The following is a 24,442-nucleotide window of genomic DNA, read 5'->3' on the forward strand; positions in this document are numbered from 1 at the left end:
ACTGTCAGGATCAGCGGGTGGACGTAGTGCTCGAGCTCGGGCTGGTGCTGGTCTTCGTCCTGGTCGGCGGGTTCTTCGCCGCGGCCGAGATCGCGCTGGTGTCGCTGCGCTCCGGCCAGGTCTCCGCGCTCGCCGAGCGCGGCAGGCGCGGCCGGGCGGTCGCCCACCTGCGCGCCGACTCCAACCGCTTCCTGTCCGCGGTGCAGATCGGCGTGACGTTCACCGGCTTCTTCGCCTCGAGCTACGGCGGCGCCACGCTCGCGGGGCGCCTCGAGCCGGGGCTGACGGGGATCGGCCTGCCGGTGGCGCTCGCCGCGACCGTCGCCCTGGTCCTGGTCACCGCGCTCGTGTCGTACCTGTCGCTGGTCGCGGGCGAGCTGGTGCCCAAGCGGCTGGCGCTGCAGAACCCGGAGGGCGTGTCGCTGACGACGGCCCCGGTGCTCGACCGCCTCGCCTCGCTCACCCGCCCGCTGATCTGGCTGCTGTCGCGGTCGACGAACGCCGTCGTGCGCCTGCTGGGCGTCGACCCGAAGCACACCGAGGACGAGGTCAGCGAGGACGAGCTGCGCGACATGGTGCGCACCACCAGCACGCTCACCGACGACGAGCGCCGCCTGCTCACCGACGCCTTCGAGGCCACCGACCGGGTGCTCTCCGAGGTGATGGTCCCGCGCACCGAGGTCGACTTCCTCGACGCCGACCTCACCGCCGCGCAGGCCGTCGCCCACATCTCCGACCGGCCGCACTCCCGCTACCCGGTGATCGGCGAGTCGGTCGACGACGTCCTCGGGTTCGTCCACGTCCGCGACGTCCTCACCGCCCACGTCACCGCCGAGGGCGAGTCGCCGCGGCTGCGCGACATCGTCCGCACCGTCACCGTGCTGCCCGGCAGCAAGCCCGTCATCGACACGCTGTCCCTGCTGCGGCGCGGCGGCGGGCACCTCGCCGTCGTCATCGACGAGTACGGCGGCACCGACGGGATCGTGACCATGGAGGACCTCGTCGAGGAGATCGTCGGCGAGATCCGCGACGAGTACGACCCGGCCCACCACGTCCGCCCGCCGAGCGACGGCGCGCACGAGGTCGACGGCCTGCTGCACCGCAGCGAGGTCGCCGAGCAGACGGGCGTCGAGCTGCCCGACGGCTCGTTCGACACCCTCGGGGGCTTCGTGCTGCAGCTGCTCGGGCGCACCCCGGTGGTCGGCGACGTCGTCGACGACCTCGACCACCGCTTCGTCGTCACCGCGGTCGACGGCCTGCGGGTCGCCCGGGTCCGCATCACGCCGCTGGACCACGAGGACCAGCCGGTCTAGATCTCCAGCCCCTTCGGCGGCCCGGCCAGCGCCTCCTTGAGCCCGCGGCTCGGGACGTCGGCGAGCACCTCCTCGGCGCCCGACTCGAGCGCGTCGACGATCTGGCGGGCGACGTCGGGCGCCGCGATCTTCGGGACGTCGAGGTGGGCGACCATGTCGGTGTCCATGAACCCGAGGTGCACGCCGACGACCTGGGTGCCCTGGTCGCGCAGCTCGGCGCGCGCGGTGTTCGTGAACGACCACGCCGCGGCCTTCGTCGCCGAGTACGAGCCGGCGCCGGGCATCGCCGCCCACGACAGCGCGGACAGCACGGTGACGGCCGCGCCGCCGCCGCGACGGGCGAGCACCGGGGCGAACGCACGCAGGACGGCGACCGGTCCCCAGAAGTTGGTCTCCATCTCGGCGCGGGCGCGCTCCGGGTCGGCGGTCAGCAGCGAGCCGGCGCCGCCCACCCCGGCGTTGTTGACGAGGATGTCGACGTCGCCCGCGCGCTCGGCGGCGGCCTTGACGGTCGCGAGCTCGGTGACGTCGAGGAGCAGCGGGACGACCCGCGGGTCCTTGTGCGCGGCGCCGCGGGGGTCGCGCGCCGCCGCGTAGACGGTGCCGGCGCCGCGGGCGAGCAGCTCCTCGAGGAGCGCCGCGCCGAGGCCGCGGTTCGCGCCGGTGACCAGCGCGTTCCTGCCTGAGATGATCATCGGCCGAGCCTCTCCAGGATGGTGGCGTTGGCGGTGCCGCCGGCCTCGCACATGGTCTGCAGGCCGTAGCGCCCGCCGGTCTGCTCGAGGACACCGAGCAGGGTCGTGGCGAGCCGGGCGCCGCTCGCGCCCAGCGGGTGGCCGATGGCGAGCGCGCCGCCGTTCACGTTGACGCGGGCCGGGTCGGCGCCGGTCTCGGCGAGCCAGGCGAGCACCACCGACGCGAAGGCCTCGTTGACCTCGAACGCGTCGACGTCGCGGAGGTCGAGCCCGGCGCGCGCGAGGACCTTGGCGGTCGCCGGGAGGATCCCGGTCAGCATCAGCACCGGGTCGTCGCCGGTGACGGTGGCGGTGTGCACGCGGGCGCGCGGCGTCCAGCCGTGCGCGGCGGCGATCTCCGAGGTCGTGACGAGCAGGGCCGCGGCGCCGTCGTTGTAGGGGCTCGCGTTGCCCGCGGTCACCGTCCAGTCGATCTCCCCGAACCGGTCGGTCCACCGGTCGGCGGCGAAGGCGGGGCGCAGCGCGGCGAGCGCCTCCGGGGTGGTGCCCGGGCGGATCGTCTCGTCGGTCTCCAGCTGCCCGACCGACCCGTCGGCGCGCGGGGCCTTCAGCGGCGCGACCTCGCCCGCGAAGCGGCCCTCGGCCCACGCGGCGGCGGCCTTGCGGTGGCTCGCGAGCGCGAACTCGTCGGCCTGCTGCCGCGACAGGCCCCAGCGCCGCGCGATGAGCTCGGCGCTGACGCCCTGGGGGACCAGGCCGGGCGCGTACCGGCCGGCCACCGAGGGCCCGGCGACGTCCTGGGCGACGCCGCCCACCTGCGTCTGGCTGCCGATCGGGATGCGCGACATCGACTCGACGCCCGACGCGATCGCGACGTCGTAGGCCCCGGCGATGACGCCCTGTGCGGCGAACGAGAGCGCCTGCTGGCTCGACCCGCACTGCCGGTCGACGGTCACGCCGGGCACCGACTCGGGGAAGCCCGCCGCCAGCGCCGCGAACCGGGTCGTGTTGCCGCTCTGCTCGCCGACCTGCCCGACCGCGCCGCCGATGACGTCGTCGACCTCGGCCGGGTCGAGGCCCGTCCGGTCGACCAGCGCACGGAGCACGTGCGCGTGCAGCTCCACCGGATGCACCCCCGCGTACGCGCCGCCCGCCTTGCCCTTGGCGAGCGGGGTGCGCACGGCGTCGACCACCACCGCGTCCCTCATGATTCCTCCTCGAGAAAGGGACCGAACGGTCCCGGACCGATCGGTCCTGATTCTGCGCCGGTCCTCGAGGGGCGTCAACGGCCGGTGCCACAGGTCACGGGCGTCCGCGTCCGCGGAGGAGCAGGATGGGGCGGTCGGGAACCCACGCGTGAGGAGATCGATGGACGACTCGAGTGACGTCCAGGTGCGGGAGGACCCGGATCGCGGGGCCTTCGTCCTGACCGTCGACGGCGTCGAGGCGGGGCACGTGGACTACCGGCGCCGGACGGCTCCGGCGGCGCTCGTCCTGATCCACACCGAGGTCGAGCCGGCCTGGGGCGGTCAGGGGCTCGGCCGGCGGCTGGTGCGCGCGGTCTTCGAGGCCGCGCGGGCCGAGGAGGTCCCCCTCGTCCCGCTCTGCGAGTACGCGCAGCGCTGGGTCGGCCTGCACCCCGAGTACCTCGCCGACGTCCCGGCGCACGACCGGCAGAAGCTCGGCCTTCCGGAGCCCCAGATGGCAGGAGAGGAACAGTGAGCGACGTCCAGGAGATCGACCCGCACGCCGAGCCCTCGGGCACCGGGTGCCTCGAGTGCGACCAGCACGACGGGTGGTGGTTCCACCTGCGTCGGTGCGCGGCGTGCGGCCACATCGGGTGCTGCGACTCGTCGCCCGGCCAGCACGCGACCCGCCACGCCCGCGAGCAGGGCCACCCGATCCTCACGAGCTTCGAGCCCGGCGAGGACTGGTTCTTCGACGACCGCGACGGCAGCGTCGGGCACGGCCCCGTCCTGGCCGGGGCGCAGAACCACCCGGAGGACCAGGGCGTCCCCGGGCCGACCGCGCGGGTGCCGAAGGACTGGCAGCGCCGGCTCCACTGAGTCGTCGCGCCAAGGAGATGCGCACGCCAGCGCTCCGTCGTCGCGCTGTCCTGCGACCTCCGGCGCGGAGGCTCCGCCTCAGCCGGTGGGCCCGAAGCGCTCCACGCGGATGCTCTTCGCCGGCTGGCCGGCGTCGACGAGCAGCGTCTCCATCGCGCCGGTGAAGCGCGCGGAGCCGCAGAGGTACACGGTGAGGTCCGGGTCGACGAGCCCGGCGATCGCCGACGCGTCGAGCCGGCCGCCGCCGGGCTCGCGGGTCAGGGCGATCCGGGCGCCGGCGGCCTCGAGCTCGTCGGCGTAGGGCAGGCGCGCCCGGGTCGTCGCGCTGACGGCCAGCCGGAGGTCCTCCGGATGCCCGAGGTCGACGGCGTGGCGCAGCATCCCCACGAGCGGGGCGACGCCGCTGCCGCCACCGATCGCGATCGCCGGGACGCCCCCGCTCCACACGAACCAGCGCCCGATCGGGCCGCGGACCTCGAGCTCGTCGCCGGGCTCGACGACCTCGGCGAGGTAGCCCGACACCTCGCCGTCCTCGATGCGCTCGACGAAGAGCTCGACCAGGTCGTCCCCCGGCGCGGACGCCACGGAGTAGGAGCGCTGCGCGGTGTACCCGTCGGGCGCGCGCAGCCGCACGACGTAGTGCTGCCCGGGGTGGTGCTGGACGCGCTCGGGCACGGCGAGGCGCAGCACCACGGCGTCGTCGCCCGGGTGCGCCACCTCGACCACCCGGGCGTCGCGCCACTTCGCCGCTCCGCGGCGGTCGTTGGGGCCGCCGGGACGGTCGTCGGGAACGGCGTACTCAGTCCCCGTCGAAGCGCTGCTCACGCCAGGGGTCGCCTCGCTCGTGATAGCCGTTCACCTCCCAGAAGCCGGGCTCGTCGTGGTCGAGCAGGGTGATCCTCTCGATCCACTTCGCGGACTTCCAGAAGTAGAGGTGCGGCACGAGCATCCGCACCGGCCCGCCGTGCTCGCGGGTCAGCGGCTTGCCCTCGTGCTCCCAGACGATCCACGCCTTGCCGCCGCGGACGTCGTCCAGCGGCAGGTTGGTGGTGTAGCCGGTGGTCGAGGTCTCGACGACGAAGGTCGCCTCGGGCCGCACGCCGACCGCGTCGAGCAGCGTGTCGAACGAGATGCCGGTGAAGTTGGTGTCGAGCTTCGACCACGTCGTCACGCAATGGATGTCGCCCGCGTACACCGACGGCGGCAGCAGGCGCAGCTCGCGCAGCGTCCACGTCGTCGGCGTGTCCACCAGCCCGTCGACGGTGATGCTCCAGCGGTCGGCGTCGACGCGCGGCGTCGCCTCGGCCGTGAGCACCGGCCACCCGGCCCCGACGTCGTACTGCCCCGGCGGCAGGCGCGGATCGCGCTCGCTCTCGCGCCGCCGCCCGAAGAAACCGCGTGTGGTCGCCACGATGATCACTCCGTCCCCGCGTGACTCTTCGTCGACACTAACGGGTGGAACGCCGCGCGACGTCCCACGAATGCCGCAGGCCTGCGTGAATCCCGTGACGCTGCCGGGATCGACGGCGCCCGGCGACGCGGCCACGATGGGCAGGACGTCGACCCGTCCGGCGTGCTCACCGACGCCGTCCGGAGAGGATCCGCCGTGCGCAGCATCGAGACCGTGACCCTGGAGGACGCCCGCCGCGTCATCGCCGCCGGCGAGGCGGAGGCCACCGACCAGGGACAACCGATGAACATCGCCGTGGTCGACGCGGGCGGCAACCTCGTCGCCCACATCCGCCAGGACGGGGCCTGGATCGGCAGCGTCGACGTGGCGATCAACAAGGCGTTCAGCGCCCGGGCGTTCGACGTCTCCACCCAGGGCCTCGGGCAGAACGCCCAGCCCGGCGGACAGTTCTTCGGCATCCAGGACTCCAACCACGGACGCGTCATGATCTTCGCCGGTGGGGTGCCGCTGATGTCCGGTGACGCCGTCGTCGGGGCCGTCGGGGTCAGCGGCGGGACGGGCGAGCAGGACCAGGCCGTCGCGACCGCGGCCGCCGCCGCGCTCTAGGGGAACACTCCCGCGGCGGCCGCCGTTGACCCGACCACCGGAACCGCCGGAGAGGAGCCCCGCCGTGCCCACGCCCGACGTCCCGCTCGAGAAGCTGGGATTCCTCACGCTCGGAACCTTCGACGGCGACGATCCCGGCCCCGGCATGGAGTCGACGCTGCAGGTCGCCGAGCTCGGCGAGCAGCTCGGGTTCGACAGCGTCTACCTGCGCCACCGGCACTTCCAGACCGGCATCTCCTCGCCGATCGCGATCATGGCCGCCCTCTCCCAGCGCACCTCGCGGATCGCCATGGGCACCGCGGTCACGCCGCTGGGCTGGGAGAACCCGCTGCGGATGGCCGAGGACCTCGCCACCGTCGACATCCTGTCCGGCGGGCGGCTCGAGCCCGGCTTCAGCGTCGGCCCGCCGATCCACTGGGACGACGTCAAGGCCGCGCTCTACCCCGACACCGCCGACCGCGAGGACCTCACCTACGAGCGCGTGGCCCGGCTCCTGCGGATGATCCGCGGCGAGGCCGTGAGCACGTTCGAGGGCACCGCGGGCTTCGAGGAGTTCTCGGCGCGGGTCGAGCCGCACTCCCCCGGCCTCGGCGACCGCATCTGGTACGGCGCGGGCAGCAAGCGCTCGACGCAGTGGGCCGCCGAGCAGGGGCTCAACCTGCTGACGAGCAACATCATCAAGCCCGAGGACGGCGACCTCGAGCAGGACGGCAAGTGGGACTTCGCCGCCATCCAGCAGCGCCAGATCGCCCTGTTCAAGGCCCACCACAGCGACGGCGACGGCGCCCGCGTCTCGCAGGGGCTCGTCGTCATCCCCACCGACTCGGCGACGCCGGAGCAGCGCGCGAAGTACGAGGCCTACGTCGAGAAGCGCACGCCGCGGACGTCCGCGCCGATGGGCCCGCCCGGACCGGGTCTGCTCGCGGCCCCCGACGTGCTGGGCACGTCCGACGAGGTCGCCGAGAAGCTGTACGCCGACGCGGCGTTCCGCGAGGTCCGCGAGGTCGTGTTCGCCCTGCCGTTCACGTTCGAGCACGAGGACTACGTGCAGGTCCTCACCGACATGGCGACGAAGCTCGGGCCGGCGCTGGGGTGGAAGCCCTCCGCGTGACCGACCACGCCGACCGGGTCGGGCTGGGCCCGATCCTCGCGGAGCTCACCGCGCCGGGCGGGGAGTTCGCGATGGTCCCGGTGACCGTCGACGGCATCGCGATGCGCGTCCACGAGCGCGGGCCGCACACGCTGCGCGAGCTCTACCTGACCTCGCCGGCGCCGGACGAGCGCACGGCCACGGTCTACGGGGACGAGCGCTGTCCCTGGGGCGAGCACCGGCGCCGGGTGCGCGCGCTCGCCCGCTGGCTCGTCGACGACCAGGGGCTGCGCCCGGGCGAGCGCCTCGCGATCGCGATGCGCAACGTGCCCGAGTGGACCGTCGCGTTCTGGGCGGGCGTGGTCGCCGGCCTCGTCGTCGTGCCGCTCAACGCCTGGTGGACCGGGGAGCAGCTGGCCGGCGCGCTCCGGCACGCGCAGGCCCGGGTGGTCGTCGCCGACCCCGAGCGGGTCGCGGCGCTGGCCGGGCAGGCCGACCTCCCACCGGTCGTGGCGGTCCGGGGCGACCCGCCTTCCGGCGCGCTCGCGTGGGACGACGTCGTGGGGGCCGGCGACCACCCGCTGCCCGACGTCGCGGTGACCCCCGACGACACGGCCACGATCATCTACACGTCCGGCACCACCGGGGCGCCCAAGGGCGTCGTCACCAGCCACCGCAGCCACGTGACGAACGCGCTCAACGTCGCGTGCCTCGGCCGCGCGAACCAGCTGGCGGCCGCGCGACGCGGCGAGCCGGCGCCCGCTTCGGCGCGGCCCGGGACGCTGCTGGCGTACCCGATGTTCCACATCGCCGGGCTCAACGGGCTCTACGGCGCCGCGCTGTCCGGCGCGACGCTCGCACTGCTGCACCACTGGGACCCGGACGAGGCGCTGCGCCTCATCGCGACCGAGCAGCTGACCAACGCCTCGGGCGTGCCGGCGGTGCTGCGCGACGTCGTCGAGCTGGCCGTCGAGCACCCGCGCGAGACCGCCTCGCTCACCCGCATCGCCATGGGCGGCGCCCCGATCCCGCCGTCGCTGGTCCGCCGGGTCGCCACCGGGCTCGCCGGGCGCGCGTCGGCCGCCAACGGGTACGGCGCGACCGAGACGACGTCGGCGGTCTGCGCCAACACCGGCGCCGACTACGCCGCGCACCCCGACAGCGTCGGGCGCCCGGTGCCCGGCACCGAGCTGCGCGTGGTCGACCCGGTCACCGGTGACGAGGTACCGGAGGGCACGGTCGGCGAGCTGTGCTTCCGCGGCCCGCAGATCATGCGCGGCTACTGGCGCAACGAGGAGGCCACCGCGGCCGTGCTGCGCGACGGCTGGCTGCACTCCGGCGACCTGGGCCTGGTCCGCGAGGGCTGGGTGTACGTCGTCGACCGCGCCAAGGACGTCATCGTGCGCGGCGGCGAGAACGTGTTCTGCGGGGAGGTCGAGGCCGCGCTGCTCGCCCAGCCCGGCGTCCTCGAGGCCGCCGTCGTCGGCGTGCCCCACCCGCGCCTCGGCGAGGACGTGGCCGCGGTGCTGGTCGCCGTCCCCGGCGCCGCGCCGGGGACGGACGCGCTGCAGGCGGCCCTGCGCGCCGTCCTGCCCGGGTTCGCCGTGCCCGGCACGGTGATCTGGCGCCCGGACCCGCTGCCGCGCACGGCGACGGGCAAGATCCTCAAGGACACGCTGCGCCGCGAGCTCGCCGGCTGATCACACGAGCGCCAGCCCGAGGGTGCGGCGCACGCGCAGGTCGGCGAGCGCGGTGCTGTAGGGCGCCCGGCGCACCGGTGCGGGCAGCCGGTGCACGACCGTCCCGAGCCGGCGCATCCACGCCGCGAAGCGCTCCTGGTCGGCCGCCGACCACTCCAGGCCCAGCAGCGCGCGGAACGGCTCGTGCAGGAAGCCCGTCGTGAGGAACGTCCGCGTCGGCTCCGTGGCCCGGCGCACCGGGTCCGGGAGGAAGTCCCCGCGCAGCAACCGGTGGAAGTACGCGCGCACGGCGTCGTCGATCCGCACGTGGGCGAGCCCGTCGTCCCAGGCGTCGTCGAACGCGGCGCGGTCGGCGGGCCACTGCTCGGGCCGCACCTGCAGCGTCGTCCCGAGCACCGCGCACTCCCGGTACACCGCGTCCGGCAACCGCAGCCCGGGCTCGCCGGCGAGCAGGCCCCAGGTGTCCTCGAACGCGCGGTAGAGGCACAGCGCCACCCACCGCTGCAGCTCCGGGTCGAACGCGTCGTAGTCGACCGGCGAGTCCGCGGTCGCGTGCACGTGGGCGTGCGAGCGGCCGACCGCCCGCCGGTAGTCCGCGCGCTCGGCGTCGGTGCCGAGCAGCGCGACGGCGAGGTAGGCGTTGGTCGTCCGGAAGCGGTGCAGCGGGTGGAGCATGACGTTGCCGGAGTCCACCCGGCTCTCGGCGACCCCGTGACCGACGCCCGGCCACGACAGCTCCATGATCACGTTGGCGGTCGCCGAGAGCACGACCGGCCCGAGGACGAGGTCCCGGGCCGACCGGGGGTTCACAGGCCGTACGACTTGCCGATGATGTCGCGCTGGATCTCGCTGGTGCCGCCGTAGACGGTGCTCACGACGCTCTGGCGCAGCAGGCGCTCCATCCCGTACTCGGTGGCGTAGCCGTAGCCGCCGAGCATCTGCATGCCCTCGAGCGAGAGGTGCTTGGCGATCTCGGTGGCCTTGAGCTTGGCCATCGACGCCTCGCGCGGGAACAGGGCGCCGGGGTTGGCGTCGATCGTCCGCGCGGTGTCGTGCACCAGGAGCTTGGTGGCCGCGAGGTCGGTGGCGTTGTCGGCGATCCGGTGGCGCATCGCCTGGAAGCTGCCGACCGGCCGGCCGAACTGGTGGCGCTCCTTGACGTAGGCGACGGTGTCGTCGAACGCGCGGCGCGCGAGCCCGAGCATGAGCCCGGCGAGGATCATGCGCTCGAGGTTCAGCCCGGCCATGAGCTGGCGCCAGCCCTGCCCCTCGGTGCCGATGACGGCGTCGGCGGGCAGGTGGCAGTCGGTGAAGTAGAGGTCGTTGACCTCCTTGCCGCCCATCGTCTCGATGCCGTGCATCTCGAGCCCGTCGGCGTCGGTGGGCACGCGGAACATCGTCAGGCCGTCGTGCTTGCCGCCCTCGGTGGAGGTGCGCGCGACCAGCAGGATGGTCTTGGAGATGTGGGCGTTCGAGCACCACGTCTTCTGGCCGTTGACCACCCAGCCGTTCTCGGTCTTCTCGGCCTTGCAGGTCAGGCCGCCGACGTCGGACCCGGCGCCCGGCTCGGACATCGAGATCGCCAGCAGCTCGCCGTTCACGACGCCGCCGAGCAGCTCCTGCTTCTGCTCCTCGGAGCCGTTCCGCTCGATGGCGGCCGCGGTGATGATCGTCGTGCCGAAGCCGCCGATCGGGATCTGGTGGTACGACGTCTCCTCGAGGAAGACGAGCAGGTCGGTCATCGACCCGCCGGAGCCGCCGTACGCCTCGGGCAGCGCGATGCCGAGCCAGCCCTGGTCGGCCATCTTGCGGTAGATCTCCATCGAGTGCGGGCCCTCGGCGGTCAGCTCGTCGCGCCGCGCCTTGTCCGGCACCTCGCGGCGCCCGAACTCGCCGATCGCGTTCGCGAGGTCCTGCTGCTCCTCGGTCAGGGTGACGGGCATCGTCGGTCTCCTTCGCTAGCTCTCGTCCCAGAAGCCGACCGCCTCGAGGTGGGCGACGAGCAGGTCGCGGCCGTCGAGGACGTGACCCTCCATCGCCGCCCGGGCGGTGTCGGCGTCGCCCGACGCGAGCGCGTCGAGCAGCGTGCGGTGGGCCGCGACGGTGGCGGTGCGCCAGGCGTGGCGGTCGGTGTAGAAGCGCGGCGGCAGGTAGTGGGCGGCCCGCCCGACCAGCCACGCGAGCTTGCGGGCGCCGGCGGCGCGGTTGAGCGTCGCGTGGAAGCGGTGCTCGGCCTCGGCGAGCGCGTCCGGCGCGCCACCGTCGACGAGCGCGTCGACCTCGGCCGCGCGTGCCGTCACCGTCGCGAGCCCCTCGGCGTCCAGCGACACCGCCGCGCGGGCGGCCAGCTCGCCGGTGAGCTGCGCCTGGACCGCGAACAGGTCGACGACGTCGTCACGGTCCAGCGGCGCGACGACGAACCCGCGCCGCGGCAGCGCGCGCACCATGTCGTCGGCGCGCAGCGCCTGCAGCGCCTCGCGGACGGGCGTCGGGCTGACCCCGAGCTCGACGGCGAGACGGTCGGGACGCAGGAACGTGCCGGGGCGCAGGACGCCGGACAGGATGCGCTCGCGCAGCTGCAGCGCCACCTGCTCGGGCAGCGCCGGGGCGTCGCCGAGCAGCGCCGTGTCGGACCCGCTCACGACGCGGGACCATATCCTATGGGATTTGACGCGGCCAGGCGTCAGGCGACGACCGGCTCCCGTGTCCCCGACCGCCGCACGATCCGGTCGGCGGCGAGCGCGCCGAGGCCCGAGATCAGGGTGATCAGCACGAGGTACCCCGAGGCGCCGACGATCCCGAGCGGCGACGCGAGCAGCAGCGTCGTGAAGATCGGGGCGAGCGCGCCGCCGACGATCGAGCCGAGCTGGTAGCCGACCGACGCGCCGCTGTAGCGGATCTCGGTCGGGTAGCACTCGGCGGCGAGGGCGGCGGACGGTCCCCACATCGGCGCCGACGCCCACCGTGCCGCGGCCACGGCGACCGCGATGAGCAGCAGCGACCCGGAGGCAAGCAGGGGCAGGAACACCGCGGCGACGACGGCGGTGGCGATGCTGCCGGCGACGATCGTGCGGGACAGGCCCCACCGGTCGGCGCCGGCGGAGACCCACAGGATCAGCGGCACCTCGAGCACCGCGACGGCGAGCACGATCGCGATCAGTGGCGCGCGGGGCAGGTCGAGGGCGTTCGTGCCGTACTGGATGGTGTACGTCGCGGCCATGTAGCCGATGCCCGTGATGCCGGTGAACATCGCGATCCCGCACAGGACCTGCGGGAAGTGGTGGCGCAGGACCGACGCGAGCGGCAACGCCATCGACCCGGCCCGGCGGACGGCCACGAACTCCGAGCTCTCCTCGATCCGCAGCCGCACCCACAGCCCGACGACCACGAGGACGGCGCTGAGCAGGAACGGGATGCGCCAGCCCCACGTCGCGAACGCCTCGGCGGGCATCGCGGCGGCGAGCACCAGGAAGATCGCGTTCGAGGCGATGAGCCCGATCGGCACCCCGAGCTGCGGGAAGCTGCCGTAGAAGGCGCGCTTCGACTCGGGCGCGTGCTCCACGGAGATCAGGACCGCGCCGCCCCACTCGCCGCCGACCGCGAAGCCCTGCACGAGGCGCAGCACGACGAGCAGGACCGGGGCGAGCGCGCCGACCGCGGCGTAGGTCGGGAGCAGGCCGATGAGCGTCGTCGCGACACCCATCGTCACCAGCGTCGTGACGAGCGTGGCCTTGCGCCCGATGCGGTCGCCGAGGTGCCCGAACACCACGCCGCCGATGGGCCGCGCGATGAACCCGACCGCGAACGTCGCGAACGCCGCGAGCGTGCCGGTCAGCGAGCTGACCTGCGGGAAGAACTGCGGCGCGAACACCGTGACGGCCGCGAGGCCGTAGATGTAGAAGTCGTACCACTCGATCGACGTGCCCACGAGGCTCGCGAGGGCGACCTTGCGGACCTCGCGGCCGGAGCGGGTCTGTTCAGCCATGGTCGGGCCTCCGAACAGGGTCAGTGGGTCCGGCGCCGGCGACCGGCGGCCAGGGCGTGCGAGACGCCGGCGGCGCTCGTGCGCACCAGCGGGGCGAGCACCGAGACCGGCGGGTTGCCGTGGTGGGCGACGACCGACAGGGCGGCCACGACCTCCCCGGACGCGTCGTGGACCGGCGCGGCGACCGAGGTCGCGTCGTCGGTGATCTGGCGCTCGCTGACCGCGTAGCCGCGGGTCCGGATGGCGGCGAGCATCTCCCGGATCCGGACGGGGTCGGTGAGCGTGTACGGCGTGTGGCGGGTGAACGGCCCCTCGAGGACGCGCTCGACGACGTCCGAGGGCGCGTGGGCGAGGAGGACCAGGCCGACGCCGGTCGCCGTCATCGCCCACCGGCCGCCGACGCGGGTGAGGACGCCGACGGCGCGGGTGCCGGCGAGGCGCTCGACGTAGACGATCTCGTCGTCCTCGCGCACCGCGAGCTGGACGTTCTCGCGGGTCACGGCGCACAGGTCCTCGAGATAGGGCAGCGCGCGCTCCCGCAGGCCCGGCCCGCGCGGCGCCAGCGCGCCGACCTCCCACAGCCGCAGGCCGACCTGGTAGCGCCCGTTGCCGTCGCGCTCGACCGCGCCCCACGCCTCGAGCTCGGCGATGAGCCGGTGCGCGGTCGACAGCGGCACCCCGGAGCGCCGCGAGATCTCGCTGAGGGTCAGCGTCGGGCGCTCGTCGGAGAACGCCTCGAGCAGGCGCAGCGCCCGGGCGACCACCGGTCCCGTGGACACCCGTTCCGACCGGTCGACCACGTGCGTGACCGTCATGGACCCTCCGGTGACGTCGGCGGCACGGATCGGGAGAGTGTGCGGTCCGTCACGGGACGTGCCCACGGCGGTTTCCGGATGCCGGAAGGATTCCCTCAGGCGGGGACGAGACGGACGGGGACCGACGCGAAGCCGCGCAGCCAGTTCGACAGGCGCGGCGCCGACTCCCCCGCCGGCTCCAGCCGCGCGACCCGGCGGGCGAGCGCACCCAGGAGCGCCTCGGCCTCCATCCGCGCGATCACCTGGCCGACGCAGTTGTGCACGCCGGCGCCGAACGACGTGTGGCCCGCGGTGCGCCGGTGCAGGTCGAACGCGTCCGGATCGTCCCAGCGGCGCGGGTCGCGGTTGGCGGCACCGAGCATCATGAGCAGCTTCTGGTCGGGGGCGACCGTGGTGTCGCCGACCGTCACCTCGCGCGTCGCCGTCCGCCCGATCACCGGGCTCGGGGTGTGGAAGCGCAGGCCCTCCTCGAACGCCGCCCGAGCGAGGCCGGGGTCGGCGTGCAGCGCCGCCCACTGCCCGGGGCGGCGCGCGAGCTCGTGCACCACCGAGCCCAGCGCGAGGATCGTCGTGTCGATCCCGGCGGACAGGAACGAGCGCACGAGCAGCGCGGCGTCGTCGGCCCCGATGTCGCCGGCCTCGGCGTAGGCGTAGACCGCGGCGCCGATCCCGTCGTCGGCGAGCGCCTCGCGGCGGACCTGCCAGGTCACGTACTCGCGCGCCCCGCCCGCCCGTCGCTCGGCCTCGGCGCGCAGGGAGTTGTGCGGCCCCATCGACTCGAAGTTCAGCGCCGCGTAGGGCAGGAGGTGCTCGCGGCCCTCGGGCGCCATGCCGACCGCGTCGGGCAGCACGGTCATCGGGAAGCGCTCGGCGAGGGCGACGGCGGCGTCGACCTCCTGCGCGGTGACCGCGTCGTCGACCACCTCGGCGGCCACCGTCGCGAACCGCGCCGCCAGGTCCGCCAGCGCCCGCGGCGAGAGCACCCGGTTCATCACCCGGCGGGCGGCGGTGTGCGCGGGCGGGTCGGCGTCGAGCAGCACGCTCGGCGGGCGCCAGCCCTCGCCGCGCCGGATGTCGGCGAGCCCCGTGCCGGCCGCCGACGACCACGTGCCCCAGTCCCGGAAGACCGCCGACACCTCGTCGTGGCGCCCGGCGGCCCACACCCCGTGCGCGGGCAGCCACACCACGGGCCCGGCCTCGCGGATCGCGGTGTCGGCGGGGACCGGGTCGGCGAGGACGTCGAGGGCGAACGGGTCGACGTCGAGCTCCACGGGGCCATCCGACCACCCCGTCGCCCCGCGCCGCAGCCCGATCCCCGGATGCCGGGAGACCTACCCGTCGTCCTCCGCGGCGACGAGCGCGAGGCCGAGCAGCAGGCGGTCGCGGGCGTCGGCGAGCCGGCGGCCGGTGAGCGTCTCCAGCCGCGCGAGCCGGTACATCACGGTGTTGCGGTGGCAGTAGAGCGCGGTCGCGGCGTGCGACGGCGACCCGTCGGCGTCGAGCACGGCGCGCAGGGTCGCCAGCAGCGTGCCGCGCTCCGCGGCGGGCAGGTCGAGCAGGTCGCCGAGCGCGGCCCGGCGCAGGCGCGGCACGAGGTCGGCGGCCTCGGCGAGCAGGGCCTCGGGCAGGCGGTCGTCCAGGTCGGCGACGGCGCCGACGCCCGCCGGGAGCGTCCGCGCGGCCAGGCGCGCCCACCGGTAGGCGACGTCAAGCTGGCCGAGGCCGTCGACGGGCGGCGAGACGCCGACCGGCCCGGTGGCGCGCGCCCGCAGCGCCGCGACCACCTCGCCGACCCGGCCGCCGACCACCACGCCGACGATCTCCGCCGAGCGAACGTGCCAGAACGAGCCGGGGAGCACCTCGGCGGGGTCGTCCTCGTCCGCCGGCGCCACGACGCAGAGCACCGGCACCTCCGGGTCGACGTCGAGCAGGCGGGCGGCGTCGAGCGCGAACGCGGGCTCGTGGCCGCGCCCGGCGAGCAGGCCCTCGAGCACCGCCCAGCGCCGGCCGATCTCGACCCCGCGCAGGCGGGTCTCCTCGCGGCGGTAGGCGTCGACGAGGCGGTCGGAGCTCGCGTCGAGGATGCGCCACACGTCGTCGGCGACGACCAGCAGCGCGCCGTCGTGCACGCCCGCGAACCGCTCGCGCGACACCGCGCGCATCCGCTCCCACACCAGCCGGCCGCACTGGCGGTAGGCGCGCAGCACGACCTCGAGCGGGACGCCCTGGCGCGCGCGGCGCCGCCCGGTGTCGACGGTGAGCGCGCCCGCGTCGACGGCGGGCGGGAGGTCACCGGCGAGCTGGGTGAGCAGCCGCTCCAGGCTCGCCCGGCACGTCGTGCGCAGGTCGTCGTGCACCGGGACGCCGAGCACCCCGTACACGTCCTCGCGCTCGAGGATCTGCGCCGTGAGGCGGTCGGCGAGCTCGTCGACCTCCTCGAGCAGCGCCCGGCACAGCACCGTCAGCGAGTCCCGGGCCGTCCCGGCGGGCGCCACCATCGGCGCAGCATGCCGTGCGCGGCGCTGTGGGGTCCACGTCACATCCTGTGCTCGGCGCCCATACCGCCCGCGACATCGCCGGACGAGGCTCGATCGCCATGACCGGAGTGGGTGCGGACCGGAGCGAGGTCCGGCGGACCTCGCTCGTGAGCCTCCTGGGCTCGACGATCGAGTGGTACGACTTCTTCATCTACGGGACCGCCGCGGCGCTGGTCCTCAACACCGCCTTCTTCCCGAGCGTCGACCCGTTCGTCGGGACGCTCGCGGCGTTCAGCTCGTTCGCGGTCGGGTTCATCGCCCGGCCGGTCGGCGGCATCATCTGGGGCCACTTCGGCGACCGGATCGGACGCAAGAAGGCGCTGGTCTCGGCGCTGTTCCTCATGGGGGCGTCGACGACGCTCGTGGGCCTGCTGCCGAGCTACGCGACGATCGGCGTCGCGGCGCCGATCCTGCTGTTCGTGCTGCGCATCCTGCAGGGGCTGGCCGTCGGCGGGCAGTGGGGCGGCGCGGTCCTCATCGCCACCGAGTACGCCCCGCCGGACCGTAAGGGCTTCTACGGCAGCTTCCCCCAGCTCGGCGTCCCCGTCGCCGTGATCCTCTCGAACGGCATCTTCCTGGCGCTCGAGGCCGGGCTAGGCGAGGAGGCCTTCGAGAGCTGGGGCTGGCGGGTGCCGTTCCTGCTCTCGGTGCTGCTCATCGGCGTCGCGCTCTACGCGCAGCTGCGCCTGGAGGACACGCCGGCGTTCAAGGAGATCGCGGCGAAGGACGCCGGGAAGAAGCGCTCACCGATCATCGAGGTGCTCCGCTCGCACCCGCGGCAGGTGCTGCTGGCCGCCGGCTCGTTCATCGCGGTCAACGGCGGGTTCTACGTCTACATCGTCTACGCGCTGTCCTACGGCACCAAGGTGCTGAAGCTGCCCGAGTCGACGATGCTCATCGGCATCCTCGGGTCGAGCGCGGTCAACCTCGCGCTGATCCCGGCGTTCGCGCTGCTCTCCGACCGGGTCGGCCGACGGCCCGTCTACCTGGCGGGCGCGATCGGCACGATCCTCGCCGCGTTCCCGGTGTTCTGGCTGATCGACACGAGATCGACGTTCCTGATCTTCCTGGGCCTGCTGCTCGGCGGCATCGCCAACTCCGCCATGTACGGGCCGCAGGCGGCGTTCTTCGCGGAGCTGTTCAGCGCCGAGGTGCGCTACTCGGGCGCCTCGCTGGGCTACCAGATCGGCGCGGTGCTCGGCGGCGGGCTCGCCCCGCTGATCGCCGCCGCGCTGTACCAGGCGACCGGCACGTCGGCGTCCGTCTCGCTGTACCTGCTGGCCATGGGCGTGATCACCGCGGTCTCGGCCTGGCTGCTGCACGAGACGCACAAGCCGCGCGACCGCGTCACGACTTAGCGGGCTTGCCCCGCCACGCGAGGGAGCGCGCGTCGAGCTCGCGGACGAGCGGGTCGCCCTCGGCGAGCATCCGCTCCCCGCGGGCGACGGCGTGGGCGAGGCGGTCGTCGTCGAGCTGCCGGTACGCGGCGCCGGCCCGCCGGTCGAGCACGTCGTACCAGCACGCCCCCACCGCGTCGTCGAGGAGCACGCGACCGAAGCAGTGGTCGTTGCGGATCACCCACCGGTCGCGCGCGGCCGCCGCCGGGAGCTCGTGGTCGACGAGGTCCCGGTAGCGGCGCAGCAGTGCCTCGCGGTCGGTCACGACCTCGTCAGCGCCGCTGCCTGGCCTCGTCCGCGGCCTCGGCCAGCTCCAGGGCCTCGGCCTTCTTCTCGGCGGCCTCGCGCTCGGCCTTCACCGCCTCGGACTCCTCGGCGACGCGGGTCCGCCGCGCCTCCCGGGCGTGCTCGTCGATCTTCTCGTGCGCCGTCGCCTCGTCGCGCGCCGCCTGCTCCTTGCGCTGCCGCTCGCGCTCCTCGGCCTTCTGCTCCCGCTGCCGCCGCTCCTCCTCGAGGCGCTTCTTCTGCTCGGCGGACTGCTCGCGGGCCTGCCGGCGCTGCTGCTGGTCGCGCTCGCGGCGCTGCTGGAGCCGGTCGTCGGCCACCTCGCGGCGGGCGTCCGCGGCCTGCTCGCGCTCCGCGGCCTCGCTGCGGCGCTCGACCCGGGCGTCCTTCAGGTGGCCCTGCGCGGCGAGCTCCGGGTCGCCCAGCACCGAGCCGAGGACGCCGCGCACCGTCGCCTCGACGCTGTCGAACGCCAGGGTCGGCCCCCACTCGCGGTTGCCGCCGTTGCCGGTCACCTGCGCGAGCAGGTCGACGGGGACCCGGGCCACGCCGAACCCCAGCGAGACGACCGTCCGGGGCACTCCTGCCAACGGCGCCATGTCAGCTCTCCTCCACGTTCTCGATCGCGCGGGCGTCGCGCCGGGCCTGCTCGGCGCGCACCTCCTCGTCCCGGGCGCGCGCCTCGGCGGCGGCACGCTCGCGCGCGGCGTCCACCTCGTCGCGGCGCAGCTCCTGCTCGCGCGCCTGCGTCACCTGCTCGGTGGCCTGCCGGCGGGCCGCCGTGTCCTGCGCCGCCTGCTGCTGCTCGGCCCGCCGGTCGCGCTCGGCGCGCTCCTCGCGCGCGGCGGTGGCGTCCTCGGCGGCCAGCCGCTCCCGCTCGACCCGGAGCTCCTCCTCCGCGGCCCGCGCCTCGGCCTCCTCGCGCTTCTGCGCCGCGAACTCGTCGGCGCGCTTCGCCTCCTTGGCCGCGTCGGCCGTCTCCTGCTGCAGCTCGCCCTCGGCCCGCAGGTCCTGGTTGTCGGTGATCGCGCCGGCCGCCTGCTTGACGGCTCCGGCCACACGCTGGCGGGCGCGTGTCGCCTTCGTGGACTCGCCCGGATCGGCCATGGACTCCTCCTGCTCGAACGGCTCTCCGGGCGCGCTGGTACCCGATCCGCCCGGTCGCCGATCACCCACGTGGCCGCGCGTCCTCGCCCGTGCGGCGGCCCGTGCCCCTCGCCCGCGTCGGGAGACGGCGGATCGGGCACGCTCCTCGATGACCGCGACGATGACGACGACGCCCGCCCTGCCCCCGACCGACGCCGGCCGGCCCACCCCGGAGCGCGTCCGGTCGAGCGGACCGGACGGCGTCAGCCTGCCGATCACGTGGCTGGGCACGATCGAGCTGTCGAGGGCGGAGCTCGCCTACGTCGGCGGCATCGCCGGGCTGACGGCGCTCGACCTGCTCGAGTGGCCGATCGCGCTCGTCATCGCCGGCGGGCACGTGCTGGCCGCCGACCGCTCCAGCAGGACGGTGCGCGACCTCGGCGACGCGATGACGGAGGCCTGAGCAGCCCTACTGCGGCGTCGGGACGCCCTCCCCGCCCGAGCGGAGCTCCGCGCGCAGGCGCTTCGCGGCGTCGGCCAGCGAGCGCATCTTCCCGAACGCCGACTCCCGCGGCAGGTACTTGAGGCCGCAGTCGGGGGCCAGCACGAGCTGCTCGGGTGGGATGCGCTCGAACGCCCGCCGCGCCCGGCCGGCCACGACACCCGGGCTCTCGACCGCCGGGTCTGACAGGTCGAGCACGCCGAGGATGATGGTCTTGTCGGTGAGGTCACTGAGCACGCCGAGGTCGAGGCCGGACTGCGCGGTCTCGATGGAGATCTGCTTGACGGGCGAACCCGCGAGCTCCGGGAGGAACGAGTAGCCCTCGGGGCGCTCGTGGATGATCGCCGCGTAGCCGAAGCAGATGTGCACCGCGGTGGTGCCGCTGACCCCGTCGAGCGCGGCGTTGAGCGCCTCGAGCCCGTAGGCGCGGGCGGCGTCGGGCCGGGCCTGCATGTAGGGCTCGTCGATCTGCACGACGTCCGCGCCGGCCGCGAACAGGTCGCGGACCTCGGCGTTGACCGCCGCCGCGTACGCCATCGCCGCCGCGCCCGGGTCGCCGTAGTGGTCGTCCTGGGCCTGCTGGGACATCGTGAACGGGCCGGGCACGGTGATCTTGATCGGGTGGTCGGTCGCCGCGCGCAGGAAGTGCAGGTCGTCGACCTGCACCGGCGCCGGCCTGCTGATCGGCCCGGTGATCCGCGGGACCGGGTTGGGGTGCCCGCTGCGGTCCAGCGCCGTGCCGGGGTTGTCGACGTCGACGCCCTCGAGCGCGGTGGCGAAGTGGTTCGAGTAGCTCTCCCGGCGGATCTCGCCGTCGGTGAGGATGTCGAGCCCCGCCCGCTCCTGCGCGCGGACCGCGAGCAGCGTCGCGTCGTCCTGGGCCTGCTCGAGGAGCTCCGGCGCCACCCGCCACAGCTCCTTCGCGCGCACCCGCGGCGGGAACCGGTCGGCGAGCCGGGCGCGGTCGATGAGCCAGTCCGGCTGGGCGTAGCTCCCGACGAGCGAGGTCGGCAGGATCGGCGCGCTCATGCGGGCTGCAGCACGAAGTCGTAGGCGGCCTCGCACCACGGGACGTCACTGTGGCCGCCGTCGGGCGTCGGGCCCGGCTCCCGCTCGGCGAAGGTCACCACCAGCTCGCGCTTGACGCCGAACACGACGTCGCTGTCGAGGTACTCCGCGCCCTCGCGGAACAGGTGGGTGATCAGCGGCTCGTACCCCGGCACGTTGAGCAGGAAATGCACGTGGGCCGGGCGGAAGTGGCTGATCTCCGTCTGGCGGATGAGGCGGCCGACGGGCCCGTCCATGGGGATGGCGTAGCCGAGCGGCGCGATGGTGCGCACGCAGTACGCGCCGTCCTCGCGCGTCGTGTACTTGCCCCGCAGGCGGGCCTCGTCGACGTCGAGCTGGGACTCGTAGGCGCCGTCGGAGTCCGCCTGCCAGACGTCGAGCACCGCGCCGGGGATCGGCGCCCCGTCGAGCGCGCGGACGGTGCCGTGGACGTAGAGCGGCGTGCCCGGCAGCCCCTCGGACATGTCCGCGCCGTACCCGAGCTCCGGCGAGCCCTCGATGTGGAAGGGGCCGAGCACCGTCGCCGGCGTCGCGCCCTCGGCGAACCGGTGGTTCTGCTGCACGACCAGCATCGACAGGCCCAGCACGTCGGAGGTGAGGATGAACTCCTCGCGCTTCTCGTCGCTGATCTGGCCGACCTCGGTGAGCCAGCGGATCGCGGCCATCCACTCCGCCTCGGACAGACGGGTCTCGCGCGCGAAGGCGTGCAGGTGGCGGACGAGCGCCGTCAGCAGCTCCGCGGTGCGCGGGTCGTGCGCCGTGCCCCAACGTTCGGCCGCGACATCGGTGATCGTGTCCTCGGTGACGACGGTGGGGGTGACCGGGTGCGCCATCGCGACCCCTCCAGTGGTGACTAGAAGCTTTCCGGGACGTACGGATCAGGATCGACCGGCCGGTTGTTCAGGTCCACCGACAGGAAGATGTCGTTCGCGACGGGGTGGCGCAGCTCCTCGGCGAGCTGGCCGATCAGCCCCGCGGTGCGGGCGAGCAGCGCGAACGCGCGCAGCAGCTCGAGCGGCAGCCCGAGGTCGGCCAGCGCCGCCCCGCAGACGCCGGCGCCGTTGAGGGGCAGCGTCTTCCCGAGGATCTCGGGGTGCACCCGCCCGATCGCGGCGAAGAGCGCGAGGTGCGGGCCCGTGACCCCCTCCTCGGCGGCGATCGCCATGAGCCGCGGCGTGCGCGGGTCGCCGTCCTTGTGGACGTGGTGGCCCAGGCCCGGGACGAACTTCTTCGCCTCGCGCTGCGTCTGGACGGTCGCGCGGGCGAGGTCGTCCCACCCGGCGTCGTCGGTGGGCAGCTGCTCCTGAGCGACCAGCACGTCGTGCAGGAAGCGCCCGCAGTCCTCGGTGACGCCGAGGAACCGCGACCCGCCGGCGAGCAGGCCCGCGGCGAGCGCGCCCTGCACGGAGTCGGGCGCCGAGAGGTAGCTCAGCCGGCTGATGATCGCGGTCGGCGTGTAGCCGTGGTCGGCCAGCGCGGCGAGGACGGCCTCGAACACCCGGGTCTCCCCCGGCGTCGGCCGGCGCTGCGTGGCGAGCCAGAACGCCAGCTCGCCGAACCCGACCTCGCCCATGACGTCGTTCGCCAGGCTGTGGCCGAGCAGGGTGATCTCGTCCTTGGACGCCGCACCGAGGGCGGTGGGGTACTCAGGCATCGGATCCCAGCCACTTCCGCAGCTCGGCCCCGTGCTCGTCGAGCTCGGGCGGCGGCAGCTCGTAGGTCACCGGGGTGTCGGAGAAGCGGATCGGGTTGCGGGTGGTCGGCACCTCGCGGTCGCCCTCGCCGACCGGGACCACCGGGTCGAGACCGAAGCGCTCGGCGATGGCGAAGCCGCCGGCGATGCTGTTGATCGGCCCGGCCGGGACGCCCGCGGCGACGAGGAGGTCGAACCACTCGTCGGCACCCTTGCTCGAGAGCGCCTCGATGAGGATCGGCTTGAGCTCCTCGCGGTGCTCGGTGCGGTCGGCGTTGCGCACGAAGCGGGGGTCGTCGGCCAGCTCGGGCATGCCGAGGACCCCGCACAGCTTGCGGAACTGGCCGTCGTTGGCGGCCGCGACGATGAGATCGTTGTCGGCGGTGGGGAGCGGCTCGTAGGGCACGACGCTGGGGTGGGCGTTGCCCATGCGGGTCGGGACGACGCCGCCGGCGGCGTACGCCGAGCTCTGGTTGACCATCCCGGACATCGCCGACGCGAGCAGCGACAGCTCGACGTGCTGGCCGCGCCCGGTGGCGTCGCGGTGGCGCAGCGCGGCGAGGATGCCGATCAGCGCGTCCTTGCCCGCCATCACGTCGAAGATCGAGATGCCGGCGCGGAACGGCGGGCCGTCGGCGGAGCCGGTGAGGCTCATCAGGCCGGACACCGCCTGGACCATGAGGTCGTAGCCGGGCACGTGGCTGCCGCCGGTGGACCCGAAGCCGGAGATCGAGGCGTAGACGAGGCCGGGGTTGTCGGCGGAGACCGACGCGTAGTCGAGCCCGTACTTCGCCATGCCGCCGGGGCGCAGGTTCTCGATGAGGATGTCCGCGCGCCGCGCGAGCTCCTTGGCCACGGCGATGTCGGCCTCGTCGCGCAGGTCGAGCGCGATGGAGCGCTTGCCGCGGTTGATCCCGAGGTAGTAGGTCGATGTCTCGCCGCGCGTGGGCGGCATCCAGGTGCGCGTCTCGTCGCCCTGCGGCGACTCGACCTTGATCACCTCGGCGCCCAGGTCCGCCAGCAGCATCGTGGCGTAGGGCCCGGCGAGCACGCGCGAGAAGTCGGCCACCAGCAACCCGGCGAGCGGGCCACCACCGGCGCGGTCGTCGACCATCCAGCCTCCTTGCCATCCGATGTGTCCGTCTGACGGACAACCGTCCGTCAACCGATCGAAACCCTCGGCGAGCGCGGTGTCAACCCGTGATCACGAGGCGGGCGCCGTCACGCGGGGGAGCGCCTCGCGGCGGGCGAAGTCCGCGGAGATGTCGCCCGCGGCCTGCAGCAGCAGGGGCAGGTGGTGCTCGAGGAGGTGGTCGACCGACGTCTCGGCGGCGTGGCAGTTGACGTTCACGCCGGCGACCACCCGGCCCTCGCCGTCGCGCAGCGGGGCGGCCACCGACCGGATCCCTGGCGCCAGCTGCTCGTCGGTGAGCGCCCAGCCGCGGGCGCGGACCTCGCGCAGCACGGCGTCGCGCTCGTCCGCGTCGGGGCGCCAGCGCGGCGTGAGGCCCGAGCGGGTCGGCTCGGCGAGCACCCGCTCCAGCTCGGCGGGCGGGAGGGCGGCGAGCTGGACCTTGCCCAGCGACGTCGGCAGCGCCGGGAACCGCGTCCCGATCTGCACGGTCAGCGCCACGATCTTGGGGACGGCGACGCGGGCGACGTAGACGATGTCCGAGCCGTCGAGCTGCGCGATCGAGCAGGACTCGCCGGTGCGCGCGACCAGGCGCTCGAGGTGCGGGCGGGCCACGTCCCACAGGCCCATCGCGTCGACGTACGCGACGCCGAGGTCGAGCACCCGGGGCGTCAGGGTGAAGCCGCGCTCGCCGGAGCGGACGTACCCGAGCTCGGCGAGCGTGAGCAGGATGCGGCGCGCCGTCGGCCGGGCGAGCCCCGTCGCCGCGGCGACCTCGGCGAGGCTCATCACCGGGCGCTCGGCGCCGAACGCGGTGAGCACGTCGAGCCCGCGGGCCAAGGCCTCGATGAAGTCGGGCCCCGCTCCGTCTCGCGGCATGGGCGTCCCTCCTCCTGGCGCGGTGGTCGGGAGCGTAACCACACCGACCGCCAGACGGACAGCACGCGCCGTCCGCGGTCACTCCGGCGGCCCCGCGCGGTCGTTGACAACTGCACCATCCCTGCACAACAGTGACCCGGGTCATCCGACCGTCAGTCGGACAACTGTCCGTAGTTGCTTGA

At 74.4% G+C, this 24,442-nt stretch carries 27 protein-coding genes; 8 read left to right on the top strand and 19 right to left on the bottom strand.

Annotated features, from left to right (window positions below; genetic code table 11):
- Positions 1-17 precede the first annotated feature (17 nt).
- A complete protein-coding gene (locus EV188_RS07020; protein ID WP_133825559.1) occupies positions 18-1,313 on the top strand; it encodes a hemolysin family protein in 1,296 nt (431 codons plus the stop codon).
- On the opposite strand, the gene EV188_RS07025 is transcribed toward EV188_RS07020, so the two are convergent.
- Positions 1,310-2,008: an SDR family oxidoreductase gene (locus EV188_RS07025; RefSeq protein ID WP_133825560.1), complete on the bottom strand. Its 699-nt coding sequence runs from the start codon at positions 2,006-2,008 to the stop codon at positions 1,310-1,312. The two genes, EV188_RS07020 and EV188_RS07025, sit on opposite strands and share 4 nt — an antisense overlap.
- Positions 2,005-3,216: a thiolase family protein gene (locus EV188_RS07030; protein ID WP_133825561.1), complete on the bottom strand. Its 1,212-nt coding sequence runs from the start codon at positions 3,214-3,216 to the stop codon at positions 2,005-2,007. The genes EV188_RS07025 and EV188_RS07030 overlap by 4 nt, the downstream gene beginning before the upstream one ends.
- A gap of 160 nt (positions 3,217-3,376) precedes the next feature.
- Between EV188_RS07030 and EV188_RS07035 the strand changes: the two genes are divergently transcribed.
- Together EV188_RS07035 and EV188_RS07040 are read left to right on the top strand one after the other, a co-directional pair.
- Complete coding sequence (locus EV188_RS07035) at positions 3,377-3,730, top strand: GNAT family N-acetyltransferase (protein ID WP_166659763.1); 354 nt, start codon at positions 3,377-3,379, stop codon at positions 3,728-3,730.
- A complete protein-coding gene (locus EV188_RS07040; protein ID WP_133825563.1) occupies positions 3,727-4,074 on the top strand; it encodes a UBP-type zinc finger domain-containing protein in 348 nt (115 codons plus the stop codon). The genes EV188_RS07035 and EV188_RS07040 overlap by 4 nt, the downstream gene beginning before the upstream one ends.
- A gap of 78 nt (positions 4,075-4,152) precedes the next feature.
- Here EV188_RS07040 and EV188_RS07045 read toward each other — a convergent pair whose 3' ends face one another.
- Together EV188_RS07045 and EV188_RS07050 are read right to left on the bottom strand one after the other, a co-directional pair.
- Positions 4,153-4,899, bottom strand: coding sequence for an FAD-binding oxidoreductase (locus EV188_RS07045; protein WP_133825564.1), 747 nt, complete (start codon positions 4,897-4,899; stop codon positions 4,153-4,155).
- Positions 4,874-5,488, bottom strand: a complete 615-nt coding sequence (locus EV188_RS07050) for a sulfite oxidase-like oxidoreductase (RefSeq protein WP_133826272.1) — start codon at positions 5,486-5,488, stop codon at positions 4,874-4,876. Before EV188_RS07050 ends, EV188_RS07045 begins: the two co-directional genes overlap by 26 nt.
- 192 nt (positions 5,489-5,680) lie before the next feature.
- Between EV188_RS07050 and EV188_RS07055 the strand changes: the two genes are divergently transcribed.
- The 3 genes from EV188_RS07055 to EV188_RS07065 all read left to right on the top strand — a co-directional run bounded on the left by EV188_RS07055 (position 5,681) and on the right by EV188_RS07065 (position 8,881).
- Positions 5,681-6,091 (top strand): GlcG/HbpS family heme-binding protein, encoded by a 411-nt coding sequence (locus tag EV188_RS07055; protein WP_133825565.1) that lies wholly within the window; start codon positions 5,681-5,683, stop codon positions 6,089-6,091.
- Between the two features lie 64 nt (positions 6,092-6,155).
- Positions 6,156-7,202: an LLM class flavin-dependent oxidoreductase gene (locus tag EV188_RS07060; protein ID WP_133825566.1), complete on the top strand. Its 1,047-nt coding sequence runs from the start codon at positions 6,156-6,158 to the stop codon at positions 7,200-7,202.
- The gene (locus EV188_RS07065; protein ID WP_133825567.1) at positions 7,199-8,881 is read left to right on the top strand and encodes a class I adenylate-forming enzyme family protein; all 1,683 of its coding nucleotides are present in this window, start codon (positions 7,199-7,201) and stop codon (positions 8,879-8,881) included. Before EV188_RS07060 ends, EV188_RS07065 begins: the two co-directional genes overlap by 4 nt.
- On the opposite strand, the gene EV188_RS07070 is transcribed toward EV188_RS07065, so the two are convergent.
- The 7 genes from EV188_RS07070 to EV188_RS07100 form a co-directional block, all read right to left on the bottom strand.
- A complete protein-coding gene (locus tag EV188_RS07070) occupies positions 8,882-9,691 on the bottom strand; it encodes an oxygenase MpaB family protein (protein WP_133825568.1) in 810 nt (269 codons plus the stop codon).
- Positions 9,688-10,824, bottom strand: coding sequence for an acyl-CoA dehydrogenase family protein (locus EV188_RS07075; RefSeq protein ID WP_133825569.1), 1,137 nt, complete (start codon positions 10,822-10,824; stop codon positions 9,688-9,690). The genes EV188_RS07070 and EV188_RS07075 overlap by 4 nt, the downstream gene beginning before the upstream one ends.
- A gap of 15 nt (positions 10,825-10,839) precedes the next feature.
- On the bottom strand, positions 10,840-11,523 hold the full coding sequence (locus EV188_RS07080; RefSeq protein WP_166659764.1) for a GntR family transcriptional regulator: 684 nt from the start codon (positions 11,521-11,523) through the stop codon (positions 10,840-10,842).
- A gap of 41 nt (positions 11,524-11,564) precedes the next feature.
- A complete protein-coding gene (locus EV188_RS07085; protein ID WP_133825571.1) occupies positions 11,565-12,866 on the bottom strand; it encodes an MFS transporter in 1,302 nt (433 codons plus the stop codon).
- A 20-nt stretch (positions 12,867-12,886) separates the two neighbouring features.
- A complete protein-coding gene (locus EV188_RS07090) occupies positions 12,887-13,681 on the bottom strand; it encodes an IclR family transcriptional regulator (protein WP_133825572.1) in 795 nt (264 codons plus the stop codon).
- Positions 13,682-13,776: 95 nt separating this feature from the next.
- Entirely contained in the window at positions 13,777-14,952 is a 1,176-nt protein-coding gene (locus EV188_RS07095) for a cytochrome P450 (RefSeq protein ID WP_208114055.1), read from the bottom strand.
- Positions 14,953-15,012: 60 nt separating this feature from the next.
- The gene (locus EV188_RS07100) at positions 15,013-16,179 is read right to left on the bottom strand and encodes a PucR family transcriptional regulator (RefSeq protein ID WP_133825574.1); all 1,167 of its coding nucleotides are present in this window, start codon (positions 16,177-16,179) and stop codon (positions 15,013-15,015) included.
- A gap of 98 nt (positions 16,180-16,277) precedes the next feature.
- Between EV188_RS07100 and EV188_RS07105 the strand changes: the two genes are divergently transcribed.
- Positions 16,278-17,576: an MFS transporter gene (locus tag EV188_RS07105; protein ID WP_133825575.1), complete on the top strand. Its 1,299-nt coding sequence runs from the start codon at positions 16,278-16,280 to the stop codon at positions 17,574-17,576.
- Here the strand turns inward: EV188_RS07105 and EV188_RS07110 are convergent.
- Genes EV188_RS07110 through EV188_RS07120 form a run of 3 tightly spaced genes read right to left on the bottom strand, consistent with a single transcriptional unit; the run spans position 17,566 to position 19,007 of the window.
- Positions 17,566-17,880, bottom strand: a complete 315-nt coding sequence (locus EV188_RS07110; protein ID WP_133825576.1) for a hypothetical protein — start codon at positions 17,878-17,880, stop codon at positions 17,566-17,568. The two genes, EV188_RS07105 and EV188_RS07110, sit on opposite strands and share 11 nt — an antisense overlap.
- A gap of 7 nt (positions 17,881-17,887) precedes the next feature.
- Positions 17,888-18,499, bottom strand: a complete 612-nt coding sequence (locus EV188_RS07115; RefSeq protein WP_133825577.1) for a hypothetical protein — start codon at positions 18,497-18,499, stop codon at positions 17,888-17,890.
- Between the two features lies 1 nt (position 18,500).
- Positions 18,501-19,007, bottom strand: coding sequence for a hypothetical protein (locus tag EV188_RS07120; protein WP_133825578.1), 507 nt, complete (start codon positions 19,005-19,007; stop codon positions 18,501-18,503).
- A gap of 148 nt (positions 19,008-19,155) precedes the next feature.
- Here EV188_RS07120 and EV188_RS07125 point away from each other — a divergent pair, with 148 nt between their 5' ends.
- Entirely contained in the window at positions 19,156-19,449 is a 294-nt protein-coding gene (locus EV188_RS07125; protein WP_133825579.1) for a hypothetical protein, read from the top strand.
- Between the two features lie 6 nt (positions 19,450-19,455).
- On the opposite strand, the gene EV188_RS07130 is transcribed toward EV188_RS07125, so the two are convergent.
- The 5 genes from EV188_RS07130 to EV188_RS07150 all read right to left on the bottom strand — a co-directional run bounded on the left by EV188_RS07130 (position 19,456) and on the right by EV188_RS07150 (position 24,260).
- Positions 19,456-20,517: a 5-methyltetrahydropteroyltriglutamate--homocysteine methyltransferase gene (locus tag EV188_RS07130; RefSeq protein ID WP_133825580.1), complete on the bottom strand. Its 1,062-nt coding sequence runs from the start codon at positions 20,515-20,517 to the stop codon at positions 19,456-19,458.
- Positions 20,514-21,389: a dioxygenase family protein gene (locus tag EV188_RS07135; protein WP_133825581.1), complete on the bottom strand. Its 876-nt coding sequence runs from the start codon at positions 21,387-21,389 to the stop codon at positions 20,514-20,516. Before EV188_RS07135 ends, EV188_RS07130 begins: the two co-directional genes overlap by 4 nt.
- Positions 21,390-21,409: 20 nt before the next feature.
- Entirely contained in the window at positions 21,410-22,210 is an 801-nt protein-coding gene (locus tag EV188_RS07140; RefSeq protein WP_133825582.1) for a citryl-CoA lyase, read from the bottom strand.
- Positions 22,203-23,363, bottom strand: a complete 1,161-nt coding sequence (locus EV188_RS07145) for a CaiB/BaiF CoA transferase family protein (RefSeq protein WP_133825583.1) — start codon at positions 23,361-23,363, stop codon at positions 22,203-22,205. Before EV188_RS07145 ends, EV188_RS07140 begins: the two co-directional genes overlap by 8 nt.
- A 90-nt stretch (positions 23,364-23,453) precedes the next feature.
- Positions 23,454-24,260 carry an IclR family transcriptional regulator domain-containing protein gene (locus tag EV188_RS07150; RefSeq protein ID WP_133825584.1) on the bottom strand — a complete coding sequence of 269 codons (807 nt, stop codon included), beginning with the start codon at positions 24,258-24,260 and terminating at the stop codon, positions 23,454-23,456.
- Between the last annotated feature and the right edge of the window lie 182 nt (positions 24,261-24,442).

The sequence above is a fragment of the Actinomycetospora succinea genome, from assembly GCF_004363095.1.
Classification (GTDB): Bacteria; Actinomycetota; Actinomycetes; order Mycobacteriales; family Pseudonocardiaceae; genus Actinomycetospora; species Actinomycetospora succinea.